Source organism: Phenylobacterium sp. (assembly GCF_004297125.1).
Classification (GTDB): domain Bacteria; phylum Pseudomonadota; class Alphaproteobacteria; order Caulobacterales; family Caulobacteraceae; genus Phenylobacterium.
The window spans coordinates 1-14,210 of record NZ_SCVD01000005.1; the positions used below are offsets into that span (position 1 = coordinate 1).

Here is a 14,210-nt window from a genome sequence, read left to right on the forward strand (position 1 = left end):
GGCCGGCCGGCTGCGCAACTTGATCAGCTCCACCGCCCGGCCGCTACCGCCGGCGCTTGAGATCAGCTACCAACCCCCTGGGCTCTCATAATGATCGAGGGACCAAAGGGGGGCAGGTCAATCGGCAGGCGGGTAACTTGCGGCTAAGCTATGGCAGTCGCTCTCAGAGAGTCCGATGAACCTGCTGATCCCAGCGCTCCTCCTTGCCGTCAGCGCTCTGTGCCTTTGGAAGGCAGAGGCCATAGGCCGTGGACTGAAGCGGATGGATGGTGGCCGGCTCCAGCGTGACAACTACGACCTTGGCGGAGACGCGCGCAGCTACCCCTTCTTCGTTCGGATGGGCAGCCTCATGTTCGGGGCGATCAGCCTCGCTGGCTTGATCGGCCAGCTGGTGCACCGCTCGTAGTCAGGCCCTTTTTCAACACCATCGACTCATAGCTGACGTTGGGAAGGTCTGCTTTCTGGCGCTGGGTCGAGCGGGACCGCCGAGGGCCGGCTTCTGACTCGTCGCGAACATTGGTGGTGGCTGCTCCAAGGGGGCGAGCTGGTCAGGTTGTTGAGTGCAGTGCGGCTATCGCAAAACGGCCCGACGCAGTCCCGGCCAGGGCACCGAAGTTGCAAAGGAAATTGGAGCAGATCTGCCGCAGACGCGAGTGGCGGCCTGACGGTGTGGCGGTGGGCGCAGTCGGTACGTCACTTGTCTCCCATGGCCTGGGATGGTGGTCGCAGCGCGATCTGGATCTCGACGGTGCTGACGTTCCCGCGGACGCCGGTGACCAGCGCTTCAGCTGCAGATTCTGCGCTGACCTCAGAGGCCCGCGATGCGACTGGCCAGCGAGGGGAGGGTGCGATGGGCAAGGCGGACGTCCCTCGCGCGGTCCACGCCGATCACCGTCTCGACTTCGCCCCCTCGGCCGTAGCGCCAGAGCGGCTTCTCGCCGGCTTCCGCCTCGATCAGCTCAAGGTCGGGTGTCGGAAGGCCAGCGATCTGAATAAGGCGACCGAACTGGTCCGACCAGAACCAGGCTGGCTCGTCGTAGCCCAGGGGCTGCCCGACGATCGCCGCCGCAGCCAGCCTCGCCTGGGTCTCGGCGTGGCGCCAGGACTCGAGGCGCAGGCCTGCCCCGTCAGAGGACGCGCAGAGGCGCGCCACATCACCGATCGCGAAGATGTCGGGATCGGCCGTCGCCCCGCTGCAGTCGGTCAGCACGCCGTCGGCCGTGGCCAGTCCGGCGGCGGCGGCGAGCTCGTCGCGGGCGGCCAGGCCGATCGCCACGACGGCGAGGTCATAGGGCTGGGCGTCCGGCGCAAGGGTCAGGCCGTCTTCGCCGAGCGCGGGCAAGGCGCAGGCTCCGAGGCGCACGTCGACGCCGTGATCCCGGTGCAGCGCAAGCAGGTATTCAGAGAGCTCCGGCGGCGCTGAGCGCGCGCAGAGTCGCGACGCGGCCTCGGCAAGGGTCACCTCGCAGCCCTGCTGGCGGACCGCGGCGGCCACCTCCAGGCCGAGCCAGCCGCCGCCGATCACCAGCACGCGACACGCGCCGCGCAAGGCGGTGTGCAGCGCCAGGGCGTCCGACAGCGTGCGCAGCTCGAACACGCGGCGACCGTCGACGGCAAGGCCCGGCAGCCGCCGCGCTACCCCCCCAGTCGCGAGGACCAGGGTCTCGTAGGGGATCGCCTCGCCGGCGTCGGTCAGGACCTCGCGGGCCGCCCGGTCGATTTGCCTCACGCGGGTGGAAGTGGAGAGGGTCACGCCCTGCGCCAGTCGGGCGTCGTCGTCGAGAAGCCAAAGGGCGTCCGGGGCGCGACCCTCCAGCAGCACCTGCTTGGAGAGGGGCGGACGCTCGTAAGGCGGCTCCAGCTCCTCGCCGAGCATCCGTATGTCCCCGGAGAACCCCTGCTCACGAAGCGCACGGGCAAGAGCGGCCGCGGCCTGGCCGGCCCCGACGATGACCAAGGGGCCTGTCCTCGTTTTCACCGCCGCTGTCCTTGGAGGGTCAGGCGGGAAGGCGCGCGATGAAGTCCAGGGTCTGCCGGACGAACTGGTCCTTGCGCTCGATCTGCACCCAGTGGCCGCATCGGCCGAACACGTGGAGCTCCGCGTTCGGCACGTGCTGGGCGATCCGCAGGCTGCATTCCAGTGGGATCATCTTGTCCTCGCGCCCATGGAGTGCGAGCACCGGCGTCGTGACCTGGGCCAGGGTGGCCTCGGGCAGGCCGCGGACGGTTCTCTGCTCGCCAGCGGGACCCGGCTCGGGGAAGAGGGCGCGATAGGCGTCGAGGCCACCCGCCAGCACGGTGACTTCGTGGCGCGACGTGATCATCTCATCGGTGACCAGCGACTTGTCGTAGGGGAACTCGCGGAGCAGCGCGCCCATGTTTTCCACCGACGGTTCATAATACCAGGCGCTCGACCCGGAGGTGCGCGTGAAATCCCCCGCGGGCGTGCCCATCAGCACCATGCCCGACAGCTTGTCGGACTGGCGCGCGGCGTAGGCCAGGGACAGGCTGCCGCCAAAGGAGTTGCCGACCAGCACCGGCTTTTCGAGCTCCAGCGCGTCGATGAAGCCGCTCAGGTGCTTGACCCACAGCTTGATGTTGTATTCCGCCTCCTGGGGCCGCTCGGTGAAGCCGAACCCGACGATGTCGGGCGCCAGGACCCGGTGATGCTTGGCCAGGTCCGGCATGACCCCGCGCCAGTTCTCCCAGCCGGAGACGCCCATGCCCGAACCATGCAGCAGGATCACCGGACGGCCGGACCCCATCTCGTGATAGTTGGTCTTAAGGCCAGCGGCGACGACCGACTTGCCGATTGCGGGATGACTCAAGGTCTCGTTTCCTTCCAGGTTTCGGATCACGCCGCGGCGTGGATTTCGGCGAAGCCGAGGCCCGCCACCCAGTCCGGCTGGTCGTGGTAGGCGATCAGGTCGCCGGTCCGCCCGGGCATCGCGCCCATGGCGCAGACCAGGTTGCGGATCTCTAGGCCGCCGTTGCCGGCTTGGTGGACGATCTCGGTGTCGGACAGGGCGAGCAGGGGCGCGGGGTCGCCGCGGACGACGCAGTCGAGGACCATACGGTCGAACGCCTCGTTGTGATCGCCCATGCGCGACATGCCCACCCAGTGGCTGATGCCGCCCGACCCGATGACCACGACTCGCTCATCCGTCCCGGAGGCCTCTACCGCCGCGCGAATGGCGCCGCCGAGTTCATAGGCCCGCCGGATCGGGATCAGCGGCTCCACGCCGCTCGCCAGATAGACCGGGATGACGCCGGTGACCGAAGGGTTCGGCAGGGCGCAGATCCGCGCCGGCAGACCGACGGAATGATCGACCCGCAGCGACTTGGCCGCCGCCCAATCGAAGCCGTTCGCGCGGCCGTGGTCCAGGATGTGGCGGGCGAGCTCGCGGTTGTTGGGGATCTCGTCCTGGCCGATGCCCGGAAACCGCTCGTAGGGACCGGTCACGTCCCCGACGCCGATCAGGAAGTTGGGCAGGCACTGCGGCCCGAACAGCACATAGTGGTCGGCGCCGACCACGATGACCGTGGTGGCCCCAAGCTCGCCGATGCGGTCGCGGACCTTGTCGTACGCGCCGTGCACCTCGAGCAGCTCGGGCTTGGCGGCCTCCCGCGGCGTAAAGAACAGTCCGGGTTCATGCGGCAGGACGAAGCCGCCCACGATCGTGCCCATCGTTCGGCTCCTATTGTCCGGCAGCGCGTAGCTGGTCGAGGTAGTCGGTCCGGGATTTCCCCGGATGGTTCATCATCCAGAAGCCCATGGTCAGCAGCGGGCTGACGTTGCGCGCCTGCAGACCCGCGACGTCGAACTCGCGGATCATGGCGGCCTCCTCCGGGGCAAGGGCGTAGCGGGCGAGGAAGGCGTCTGGATCGCTGGCGAACCCGGTCCGCGCCTCGCGCTTAACGCCGAGGTCGTACAGGGCGACCTCCACGGCCTCTGAGCTCATCGGATTTCCTCCCGCGTCGCCGGACGGCTCGTTGCGCCGCGGGGCGCATCGGCAAGCTCGTCGGCGGCGTCTTGAACATGCAGTACTGTATGGATATGTCTACCGCGCGGGCTTGTCAAACCAACCTTCCGCTCGACGGAGGGGGCGCGACGGGAGAGCGGACCCGCGTGTCCTGGTTCAGAGGTTCGGACGATGCCGCATCCCCCCTGGTTCGAAGATCGTCCGCCGAGCGCCGAGTCATGCGTGGTCGCGACGCTGCTTGCGCGCCGCGCCGCGGAGAGCCCGGAGGCCATCTGCGCCACCTTCGCCGATGGGTCGCGCTGGACCTACGGCGAGGCGTGGACCATCGCGCGCCAAGCCGCGGCGGGGCTCGCGCAAGCGGGTGTCAGCGAAGGCGACCGGGTTCTGCTGTTCCTGCCGAACGGGCCGAGCTTCCTGCGCGCCTGGTTCGGGGCCAGCGCCCTGGGCGCGGTGATCGCGCCGCTGAACGTTGCGCTGCGCGGCGAGACCCTGCGGCACGCCGTGGTCACCGCCGACGCGGCCGTCATGGTGTGCCACGCGGAACTCGCCGAGCGGCTCGGCGAGTTCGACGCCGGGCGCCTCGACACCGTGATCCTGGCCGGCCCGGGCGCGGCGCCGGAACCCCTGCGCACCCTCGCCGAGAACCTTCTGCGCGGCGAGCCGGCCTTGGCGACGGCCTCGCCGCAGCCCTGGGACATCGGGGCGGTGCTGTTCACGTCCGGCACGACGGGCCGGTCGAAGGGCGTGCTCTGCCCCTATGCGCACCTGGCCGCCGCGGGGGCCGCCTCGCACGGCTATCTTGGACCGCACAACAGGATCTACATCTACACGCCCATGTTCCATACATTGGCGCTTGGCGCGGCGCTGTCGGCGCTGGCCGGCGGCGCGTCTATGCACCTGGCGCCGAGCTTCAGCGCCAAGACCCTCTGGGCCGACGTGCAGGCGGCCGGCTGCAATCGGCTCGTGGGGTTGCTGAGCTCGATCACGAGCTACCTGGCGGCCTCGGTCGACCCGGACGGCAAGGCGCCCTTCGACTTCACGATGATGTCGCCGATCACCCCGGAGACCGCCGCCTTCGCCAAGCGGCAGGGCTTCTCCTATTTCGCGGCCTTCAGCATGACCGAAGTTTCGGTTCCGATCCTCACCGCCGTCGACAGCCAGGCCTACGGGAGCTGCGGCCGTCCCCGCGACGGGATCGAGGCGCGCATCGTCGACGCTCACGACCAGGAGGTCGAGGTGGGCGCCGTGGGCGAACTGATCCTGCGCGCCAGCCAACCCTGGACCATGAACGCTGGATATCTGAACGACCCGGCCGCGACGGCGGCGGCCTGGCGCAACGGCTGGTTCCATACCGGGGACGCGTTCCGGCGCGACGCGGCCGGCGATTATTACTTCGTCGACCGGATGAAGGACGCGATCCGGCGGCGAGGCGAGAACATCTCGTCCCAGGAGGTGGAGCGCGAGATCGCCGCCTATCCGGGGGTGCTGGAGGTGGCGGTGATCGGGGTGCCTTCGCCGCACGGCGACCAGGAGGTCATGGCGGTGATCGCGCCGGAGGAGGGGGCGATCCTGTCTCCGGAGGCGCTGACGGAGTTCCTGGCGGCGCGGTGCGCGCACTTCATGGTGCCGCGGTTCTTCCGCTTCATGCCGGTCCTGCCCAAGACCAGCACCAACAAGGTCACCAAGGAACAGCTGCGCCGTGACGCCGTCACGGGCGACAGCTGGGACCGGGAGGCGCAGGGCCTGCGCCTGCGCGCGCGCACCCTGACGTCCTGAGCTAGCCGCCGTCCTTCAGCGCGCCGATCTGCTGATCGAGGATGTGCCCGCGACACTGGGCGATCTGCTCCTGGGTGATGACGTCCTGAAGCAGGGACTCGCCGATGGTGTAGGCGTAGCCGAGCAGCGCGAGGGACTGGGCGTCGGCCTCGCCCGCGCCGCCTTCAACCATCAGGCTGATCGTGAACTCCAACCGCTCGCGATCGACTTCGGAGACGATCCGCTTGGCGAGCTTGTCGCGGCGCGCCCAGGCGCGGATCGCCAGCTCCAGGGCCGCCGCGTCGTCTGCGCGCCGGTTGCCGCGCAGCGTTCTAAGCTGGGAGAGCTGCTCGCGGGCGCCCAGCCGGCGGTCCTGCTTGATCCGCTCGACGATCCGCCGGGTCTGGTTCTCCCGCCAGCGGCCCAGGATCGCCTCGAGCAGGTCCTTCCGGCTCTTGAAGTGCCAGTAGAAGCTGCCGCGGCTGACGCCGATCTCGGCCGCCAGGGGTTCGACCCGAACGGCTTCGACGCTCATGTTCACGAGGCGCTTCGTGGCCGCGTCGATCCAATCCTCGCGCGTCAGCTGACGCTTCGGCTCGCTAGTCGTGACGACCGCCGCCTTCTTCTTGATGGCGCCCAACTGCCCACCTCTTTGCCGGACCCGGGTCGGATCACATGATCGCCCACCACTGTTCATAGGATGGGACCACGCCCGGTGCGACCCCTCCGGGATCCGGAAGACCACATAACGCGATGCATGCAAAGCACGGCGTCGCGGCCGGGCGGGATTGCTCGATTGCGCGCGGCGGGCTGAGTCGATACGACAGACAGAACTGTATGTTCCGGCCAGCCGGGCGAGCTCGAGGGAACCCGCGATGGCGGACGACACTGCGCGAATGGCGCCGCCGGCGCACGAGACCGCCACGCCCGGAACCATGACCGCGGGCGAGCGGCGCTACGCGATGCTCCTGCTGCTGTTGATCTACACCTTCAATTTCCTGGACCGCCAGGTGGTCAACATCCTGGCTGAGCCGATCAAGCTCGAACTGGGCCTGGCCGACTGGCAGATCGGCATGATGACGGGCCTGGCCTTCGCCCTCCTGTACAGCGTGCTCGGCATCCCGATCGCGAGATATGCGGAGCATGGAGACCGTCCGCGGATCATCGCCGCCTCGGTGATGATCTGGAGCAGCTTCACCATCGCCTGCGGAATGGTGGTGAACTTCCCCCAGCTAATCCTGGCCCGCTTCGGCGTCGGGATCGGAGAGGCGGGTTGCACCCCGCCGGCCCACTCCCTGATCTCGGACTACATGCCGCGGGAGAAGCGCGCCTCAGGCCTGGCCTTCTATGCCATGGGGACGCCGCTCGGGACGCTGATGGGCATGGCCCTCGGCGGGATCGTGGGTGACGCCTACGGCTGGCGCGCGGCCTTCATTGTGGCCGGAGCCCCGGGCCTGCTGCTCGCGGCGCTTGCGGCCCTGACCCTGCATGAGCCCCGGCGCCGGCTCCGCGCCGCCCTGGCCGCCAAGGCGGCGGACCGGCCGACGTTCGCCGACGCCGCACGCGAGCTCGCCGGCAAGCGGACCTTCTGGCTGATCGCCTTCGCGGCCGCCGGGCAGGCCTTCGTCACCTACGGCCAGACGGCGTTCACCGCGTCCTTCTTCCTTCGCAACCACCCGGCGGAACTGGCTTCCCTGGCCGCCGGGCTTGGGCTGCAGCCGGCCGGCTTCCTCGGCCTGACCATCGGCCTGACGAGCGGCGCGGCGGGGATCCTCGGCGCCCTGCTCGGCGGCCGCCTCTCCGACAGGCTGATCGCCCGGGACCTGCGGGCGCACGTCTATCTGCCGGCGGTCTTCGCGAGCCTGGCGCTGCCCTTCGTCGTCTGGGCGATGCTGACCCCGTCCGCGCTGCTCGGCATCCTGTTGCTGGCGATCCCGGCCTTCCTCAACACGGCATGGTTCGGTCCGGTCTACGCCTCGATCCAGGGCCTGGTGCGACCTGGGACCCGGGCGACCGCGGCGGCGGTGCTGCTGTTCATCATCAACCTGATCGGCCTGGGCTTCGGCCCGCTCGCCGTGGGCGCGATTAGCGACGTGCTGGCGGCGGGCGGCCTGGGCTCCGCCGAAGGCCTGCGCTGGGCGAAGATCATCGGTGAATGCGCCGTGGTGATCTCCATCGGCCTGTTCCTCGTGGCGGCGAAGACGATCCGCGAAGAGACAGTCAGCTAGCCCGGCGAGGGCGGCGAACGGAGGACGATGTGGGACCTCTCGAGGGCTTGAAGGTCATCGACCTGGCGCGCTTCGTCGCCGGTCCCTACTGCGCCATGATCCTCGCGGACATGGGCGCGGAGGTCATCAAGGTCGAGAGCGGCGGCGGGGACAGCCTGCGCCTCTACCCGCCGGACCTGGGCGGCACGAGCCTGAATTTCCACGTCATGAATCGCGGAAAGAAGGGCTTGTCCCTCGATCTGCGCAAGCCCGAAGGCCAGGCGATCCTCAAGGCGCTGGTGGCCGAGGCCGACGTGCTGGTGGAGAATTTCGTGCCGGGCACGATGGAGAAGATGGGCTGCGGCTGGGACGAGCTCAGAGCCATCAATCCACGGCTGATCATGTCGCGCATCAGCGGCTTCGGTCAGGATGGGCCCTACGCCGCGCGCCCATGCTTTGACTCCGCGGCGCAGGCCATGAGCGGGCTGATGGACCTGACCGGCCCCGCCGACGGTCCGCCGGTGCTGATGGGGGTATTTGTCTGCGACCATGTGGCCGGCCTGTATTCGACGATCGGCGTCCTGGCCGCGCTGCAGGCGCGCGAACGCACCGGCCAGGGCCAGATGGTGGATATCTCGCTGCTGGAAAGCGGCGCGTCGCTGCTCATGACCGCGATTCCGAACCAGATCCTCAACGGGGTGACCATGGGCCGGAACGGGGCCCGCGGACGGACCGTCGCGCCGAGCAACGCCTTCCAGGCTGGCGACGGCCGCTGGGTGCTGATCCTCTGCGGCGGCGACGACATGTTCGCGCGGTTCCTCAAGGCGATCGACCGCCTCGAGCTGCTCGAGGATCCGCGGTTCGCCAGCAATGCGGCCCGGGTCGCCAACCTGGCGGCCACCGAGGCGATCGTCGCCGACTGGTGCGCCAGGCACGACAGCGCCGAGATCGAGGCGGCGATGGGCCGGGCGGGCGTCCCCAGCGCAAAGATCGCCAGCGTCGCGGAGATGGTCGACAATCCGCAACTCCGCCACCGGGGCTTCATCGTCGAGATACCCCAGGGCGGCGGGGTGAGCCTGCCGATGCAGGGCCCGGTCACCCGCCTGTCCGAGACGCCGGTGACGCCCCGCGGCCCGACCCCGCGAGCGGGCGAACACACCGAGGCGGTCCTCGAAAGCTGGCTTGGATACGACCCGGGGCGAATCGCAGAACTGCGTCGTGACGGCGTCGTTTGACGCTCAGCGGGCGAGCCGATTGACAGCTTGGGGCGCGGGGCATAGACCGTACAGAACTGTATGGATGAGAGTGTTGAGGCGTGCCCATGACGAGGCGTTGGCGGTGAGCGTCCATGACGAGGCGCCCGAAGGCATGACGCGGCTGATCGGGGCGGACGAGGTCCGCGAAGGCGACGTCCGCAAGGTGCGACTGGCCGGCGTCGAACCGATCGCGGTCTGCCGGATCGACGGGGGGTACTTCGCCACCCAGGACGGGTGCAGCCACGCGAAGGCTTCGCTGAGCGAAGGCTGGATCGAGGGCCACGACATTTGCTGCCCCGTCCATGACGGCCGCTTCGACGTCAGGGACGGCCGTCCCATGTGTTTCCCGGCGACCGATCCCATCCGGACCTTTCCGGTGCAGGTCATCGACGGAACGGTCTTTGCCGATCTGCGTGGCGCGCGGACGGACCAGGAGGTGTCGGCATGAGCGAGCAACTGGAAGAGGAGGTGTGGGCGCGTCCGTCTGCGGAATCGCTGCGCCAACTGGTCGACCTCCAGAAGGGGCGAATTTCTCCCCGGATTTTCTGGGACGACGCGATCTATCGGCTGGAGCTAGAGCGTATTTTCGCGCGCTGCTGGATCTTCGTGGCCCACGAGAGCCAGGTCGCCAGCCCCGGGGACTTCCTGACTACGACGATCGGCGAGGACGGCGTGATCGTCGCCCGCGGCAACGACGGGCAGGTCCGGGTGTTCCTCAACGCCTGCCCGCACCGAGGCAACCGGGTGTGCTTCGCTGAGGCCGGCAACGCCCGACGTTTCACGTGCAACTACCACGGCTGGGCGTTCGGCCGGGACGGCGCCCTGCTCGGCCTGCCGGCGGAGGAGATCTACGAGAAGACCTGTCCGGACTTCGACAAGTCGGAACTCGGGCTCATGCAGGCCCGGGTCGCCAGCTACAAGGGTCTGCTGTTCGCCACCTTCGATCCGGCGGCGCCGAGCCTCGACGACTATCTCGGCGACTATCGCTGGTACCTCGACGTCATCCTCGACACCGACGAGGGCGGGACGGAGTTCCTCACCGGCAACATCAAGTCCTGGATCGACTGCAACTGGAAGGTCCCGGCGGAGAACTTCGTCGGCGACGCCCTGCACGCCCAGTGGACCCACAACTCGGGCGCCGTGGCGATGCTGGGCAGTGGGGTCGGCAAGGCCAAGCAGGACAGCGTCTACCAGGCCAACACCAACGGGCACGGGATGCAGTTCGGCTTCGACATGGTGGGCAACATCATGACCCTCGGAGAGCCGGAGCTGGTCCAGTACATCCGCGAGCGCGAGACGCTGGTCGCCGAGCGGCTGGGAAAGGTGCGGTCGCGGATGGTCGCCGCGATGGGATCGGCGACGCTGTTTCCGCACTTCTCCTTCCTGGCGGGCCTCAACACCATTCGCACCTGGAACCCGCGGGGGCCGCATCGCACGGAGCTGCACACCTGGGTGCTGGTCAACAAGGACGCCCCGGCGTCACTGAAGGCCAAGTACCGGCGTGGCGTGATGCGCACCTTCTCCCCGTCCGGCACTCTTGAAATGGACGACGGCGAGAACTGGGAGAACGCCACGCGCACCGCCGCCGGCGTCGTGGCGCGCCGCCAGAAGCTGCACTACGGCCTCGGCCTGAACAGCAAGGTCGAGCACGAGGAGCTGCCCGGCAACGTCCACCTGCGCAAGTTCAACGATTCCAACCAGCGGGCCTTCTACGGCCGCTGGCTGGACCTGCTTTGCGCCGAGGACTGGTCGCAAGTTCCGGGGGGGCGTTGAGCGTGAGCCAGGTGCAAGAGCCACATCCCGCCGATGCGATTCGCTCGCCCAGGCCGCCGCAGTTTCCGGCCCTTCCCGACCCCCGTCTGGTCTTTGAGATCGAGCAGTTCCTGTACCGCGAGGCCAGGCTTCTGGACGAGGAGCGCTACGAGGAGTGGCTCGGACTTCTGACGGAAGATGTCCACTATTGGATGCCCGGGATCCAGGCCCGTTATCGCAACGACACCTCGGGCGGACCGATCAGCGAGCGCATGGCGTTCTATGACGACGATCTGCTGAACCTGCGCCGGCGGGTCACCCGGTTCATGCACGCCACGGCGTGGGCCGAGGACCCGGCGACCCGGGCCTGCCACATCATCAACAACGTCGAGGTGGAGCTCACCGACACGGAGGGCGATTACCGCGTGTATTCGACGTTCGTGAACTGCCGGGGTCGCAACGAGGCGGAGGAAAGCTGGCTGGCGGGCCGGCGCACGGATCTGCTTCGCCGCGACGCGGAAGGCGCGCTGCGGCTCGCCCGGCGCGAGATCTACATCACGCAGACGGTGCTGCTCGCCAAGAACCTCAACGTCTTCCTGTGATGGGGGCCTCATGAGCGGCTGGCTGACCGACCAGGTGGCGATTGTCACCGGCGCTTCAACGGGGATCGGACGGGCGGTGGTCGACCGCTACATGGCCGAGGGGGTCCGCGGCGTGGTCGCTCTGGACCGTGACGCTGAGGGACTCCAGGCCCTTGGAGAGGCCCATGGCGACCGCCTCAAGACCGTGGTCGGAGACGTGCGCGAATGGACGGCGCACGAGACGGCGGTAAGGACGGCCGTTTCCGCCTTCGGTCGGCTGGATATCGCGGTCGGCAACGCCGGTGTGTTCGACTTCCACCGCCCGCTGTCGAAGTACACGCCCGAGAGTCTCGTCGCGGCGATGGATGAGCTCTTCGCGATCAATGTGCGGGGCTATCTGCTCCTCGCCCTCGCCGCACGGGAGGCGCTGGTCGAGACCCGCGGGAGCCTGGTGTTCACCGCCTCGGTCGCGAGCCATGAGGCCGGAGGCGGCGGCGTCCTCTACGTGAGCTCCAAGCACGCGGTGCTCGGGCTGATCCGTCGGCTGGCGCTGGAGTTCGCGCCCGACGTCCGCGTCAATGGCGTCGGACCGGGAGCGACGCTCACGCAGTTGCGCGGAACGGAGAGCCTCGGACAGGCGCAGCGTTCCCTCGGCGCGGATCGGGAGGCCTCGGCGGCGCGCATCGTCCCGACGAACCCGCTGCGCCTGGCGCAGGAGGCCGAAGACCATGCTGGCCTGTATGTTCTTCTGGCCAGCCGCCGAGACTCCCGCGCGGTCACCGGGCAGGTGATCCTGAGCGACGGCGGCGTTGGTGTGCGTCCCATCGCGCCGTTCTAGGGCGCCAATTGACACCCCAATGGCTGTCGACTAACCAAACATAACTGTATGGAAATGTCGCGGTGGCGTTGACCGCGGATCGGCGTGGGAAGCGACCCGCCGCCAAGGGAGCGGGATCGATCATGGAGCAGGCGCAGATCGGCGAAGTCGCCCGGCGGCTCGACGAGGCCGAGAAGACCGGTCGGCCGATGCGTCAGCTCTCGTTGGAATATCCCGACATCACCTTCGACCAAGCCTATGCCGTTCAGGAGCAGTGGGTCGCGCTGAAGATCGCGGCGGGCCGGCAGGTGCGGGGCCATAAGATCGGGCTCACCTCGAAGGCGATGCAGCAGCTCGCCCGCATCGACGAACCTGACCACGGCGTCCTTCTGGACGACATGATGCTGGAGAGCGGCGCGCAGATTCCGATGTCGCGGTTCATCGAGCCGCGGCTGGAGGTCGAGCTGGCCTTCATGCTCAAGAAGCCCCTGGTGGGCCCGAACTGCACCCTCTTCGACGTCCTCGACGCGACGGCCTATGTGACCCCGGCCCTCGAGATCATCGACGCGCGCATACAGCGGGTCGACCCCGAGACCGGTGCGATGCGCCGGGTGTTCGACACGATCGCCGACAACGCCGCGAACGGCGCCGTGGTCCTCGGAGGGCAGCCGAAGCGGCCGGACGATCTCGATCTGCGCTGGGTCTCCGCGCTGATGTTCCGCAACGGGGAGATCGAGGAATCCGGCGTCGCTGCGGCGGTGTTGAACCATCCGGCGAACGGCATCGTCTGGCTGGCCAACAAGCTGGCGCGCTTTGGCGGGCGCCTGGAGGCCGGCGAGGTCGTGCTGGCCGGGTCCTTCACCCGCGCCGTTCCGGTCGCCGCCGGGGACACGTTCCACGTCGAGTACGGCCCGCTCGGGTCGATCTCCTGCCGGTTCGTCTGAGATGGACGACCTGCTCACCAACCGGTTCAAGGCGCGGCTGGCGCGCGGCGAGCTGCTGGTCGGCCTCTGGTCGGTCATGGCCGACCCGCTGGCGGCGGAGGTCTGCGCCGGCGCGGCTTTCGACTGGATGCTGCTGGATCTGGAGCATGGGCCGAACGACCTGCGCACCATCCTCAGCCAGCTGCAGGTTCTCGCGGCCTACGACACCCATCCGGTCGTCCGCCCGCGATCGGACGATCCGAACCTGATCAAGCAGCTGCTCGACATCGGCGTGCAGACCATGCTCGTCCCCATGGTGGAGAGCGGCGACCAGGCCGAGCGGCTGGTCAAGGCCGTGCGATACCCCCCGAACGGGATGCGTGGCGTCGGCGCCGGACTGGCCCGCGCTTCTCGCTGGAGCCGGATCCGGTCCTACCTGGGACGGGCCGACGCGGAGATCTGCCTCCTGGTGCAGATCGAGTCCCGTCGCGGCCTGGCGAACCTGGAAGAGATCGCCACGGCGCCCGGTGTGGATGGCGTGTTCATCGGCGCGGCCGATCTCGCCGCCGACATGGGCCACCTGGGCCAGCCCGGGCACCCTGACGTCGTCGCGGCGATGGAGACGGCGATCGAAAGGCTGCGGAAGCTCGGCCAGCGGGTCGGCGCCCTCTCCGTCGACGAGACCGTTGCGCGCGGGCTGATCGACAAGGGCTGCAGCTTCGTCGCCGTCGGAGCGGACGTGCATCTGCTCGCCCGCAGTGTGGAGCGGCTGGCGCAGGCGTTCCGGCCTGCCGCGCCGGACGCCGGCGCGGCGCCTGGCAGATAAGTCGGAATGCTCCGAGAAATTCCGAGGAAGTGTTGCAGGTCGAACACCCCCGATGCCGCCGCGATCGGCGAGCGGCGGGGTAGCTGCACAAAAACAATGGCTTAGGGGGA

General features: G+C 68.7%; 15 protein-coding genes. 10 read left to right on the forward strand and 5 right to left on the reverse strand.

Annotated elements, in window-relative coordinates; genetic code table 11:
• The first annotated feature begins 175 nt into the window (after nt 1-175).
• Nucleotides 176-406 (forward strand): hypothetical protein, encoded by a 231-nt coding sequence (locus tag EPO51_RS02810; protein WP_293345765.1) that lies wholly within the window; start codon nt 176-178, stop codon nt 404-406.
• A 402-nt stretch (nt 407-808) separates the two neighbouring features.
• On the opposite strand, the gene EPO51_RS02815 is transcribed toward EPO51_RS02810, so the two are convergent.
• From EPO51_RS02815 to EPO51_RS02830, 4 genes are read right to left on the reverse strand one after another with little or no spacing between them, the layout of a single operon-like run.
• Entirely contained in the window at nt 809-1,957 is a 1,149-nt protein-coding gene (locus EPO51_RS02815; RefSeq protein WP_293345767.1) for an NAD(P)/FAD-dependent oxidoreductase, read from the reverse strand.
• Nucleotides 1,958-1,997: 40 nt separating this feature from the next.
• Nucleotides 1,998-2,828 carry an alpha/beta fold hydrolase gene (locus EPO51_RS02820; protein WP_293345769.1) on the reverse strand — a complete coding sequence of 277 codons (831 nt, stop codon included), beginning with the start codon at nt 2,826-2,828 and terminating at the stop codon, nt 1,998-2,000.
• Between the two features lie 26 nt (nt 2,829-2,854).
• Nucleotides 2,855-3,688: a DODA-type extradiol aromatic ring-opening family dioxygenase gene (locus tag EPO51_RS02825; protein WP_293345771.1), complete on the reverse strand. Its 834-nt coding sequence runs from the start codon at nt 3,686-3,688 to the stop codon at nt 2,855-2,857.
• Nucleotides 3,689-3,698: 10 nt separating this feature from the next.
• On the reverse strand, nt 3,699-3,962 hold the full coding sequence (locus tag EPO51_RS02830; protein WP_293345774.1) for a hypothetical protein: 264 nt from the start codon (nt 3,960-3,962) through the stop codon (nt 3,699-3,701).
• Between the two features lie 243 nt (nt 3,963-4,205).
• On the opposite strand from EPO51_RS02830, the gene EPO51_RS02835 reads away from it, so the two are divergent.
• Complete coding sequence (locus EPO51_RS02835; protein ID WP_293345776.1) at nt 4,206-5,759, forward strand: AMP-binding protein; 1,554 nt, start codon at nt 4,206-4,208, stop codon at nt 5,757-5,759.
• 1 nt (nt 5,760) lies between these two features.
• Here the strand turns inward: EPO51_RS02835 and EPO51_RS02840 are convergent, their stop codons facing one another.
• Entirely contained in the window at nt 5,761-6,378 is a 618-nt protein-coding gene (locus EPO51_RS02840) for a TetR/AcrR family transcriptional regulator (RefSeq protein ID WP_293345778.1), read from the reverse strand.
• A 235-nt stretch (nt 6,379-6,613) separates the two neighbouring features.
• Between EPO51_RS02840 and EPO51_RS02845 the strand changes: the two genes are divergently transcribed.
• The 8 genes from EPO51_RS02845 to EPO51_RS02880 all read left to right on the forward strand — a co-directional run bounded on the left by EPO51_RS02845 (nt 6,614) and on the right by EPO51_RS02880 (nt 14,100).
• On the forward strand, nt 6,614-7,966 hold the full coding sequence (locus EPO51_RS02845) for a spinster family MFS transporter (RefSeq protein ID WP_293345780.1): 1,353 nt from the start codon (nt 6,614-6,616) through the stop codon (nt 7,964-7,966).
• A gap of 29 nt (nt 7,967-7,995) precedes the next feature.
• The gene (locus EPO51_RS02850; protein WP_293345782.1) at nt 7,996-9,180 is read left to right on the forward strand and encodes a CaiB/BaiF CoA transferase family protein; all 1,185 of its coding nucleotides are present in this window, start codon (nt 7,996-7,998) and stop codon (nt 9,178-9,180) included.
• 73 nt (nt 9,181-9,253) lie between these two features.
• Nucleotides 9,254-9,649, forward strand: coding sequence for a non-heme iron oxygenase ferredoxin subunit (locus EPO51_RS02855; RefSeq protein ID WP_293345784.1), 396 nt, complete (start codon nt 9,254-9,256; stop codon nt 9,647-9,649).
• A complete protein-coding gene (locus EPO51_RS02860) occupies nt 9,646-10,974 on the forward strand; it encodes an aromatic ring-hydroxylating oxygenase subunit alpha (RefSeq protein ID WP_293345786.1) in 1,329 nt (442 codons plus the stop codon). The genes EPO51_RS02855 and EPO51_RS02860 overlap by 4 nt, the downstream gene beginning before the upstream one ends.
• Before the next feature lie 2 nt (nt 10,975-10,976).
• The gene (locus tag EPO51_RS02865) at nt 10,977-11,555 is read left to right on the forward strand and encodes a 3-phenylpropionate/cinnamic acid dioxygenase subunit beta (RefSeq protein WP_293345788.1); all 579 of its coding nucleotides are present in this window, start codon (nt 10,977-10,979) and stop codon (nt 11,553-11,555) included.
• A gap of 10 nt (nt 11,556-11,565) precedes the next feature.
• The gene (locus tag EPO51_RS02870) at nt 11,566-12,372 is read left to right on the forward strand and encodes an SDR family NAD(P)-dependent oxidoreductase (RefSeq protein WP_293345790.1); all 807 of its coding nucleotides are present in this window, start codon (nt 11,566-11,568) and stop codon (nt 12,370-12,372) included.
• Between the two features lie 122 nt (nt 12,373-12,494).
• A complete protein-coding gene (hpaH, locus tag EPO51_RS02875) occupies nt 12,495-13,295 on the forward strand; it encodes a 2-oxo-hept-4-ene-1,7-dioate hydratase (RefSeq protein WP_293345792.1) in 801 nt (266 codons plus the stop codon).
• Nucleotide 13,296: 1 nt separating this feature from the next.
• Nucleotides 13,297-14,100, forward strand: a complete 804-nt coding sequence (locus EPO51_RS02880) for an aldolase/citrate lyase family protein (protein WP_293345794.1) — start codon at nt 13,297-13,299, stop codon at nt 14,098-14,100.
• Nucleotides 14,101-14,210: the final 110 nt, after the last annotated feature.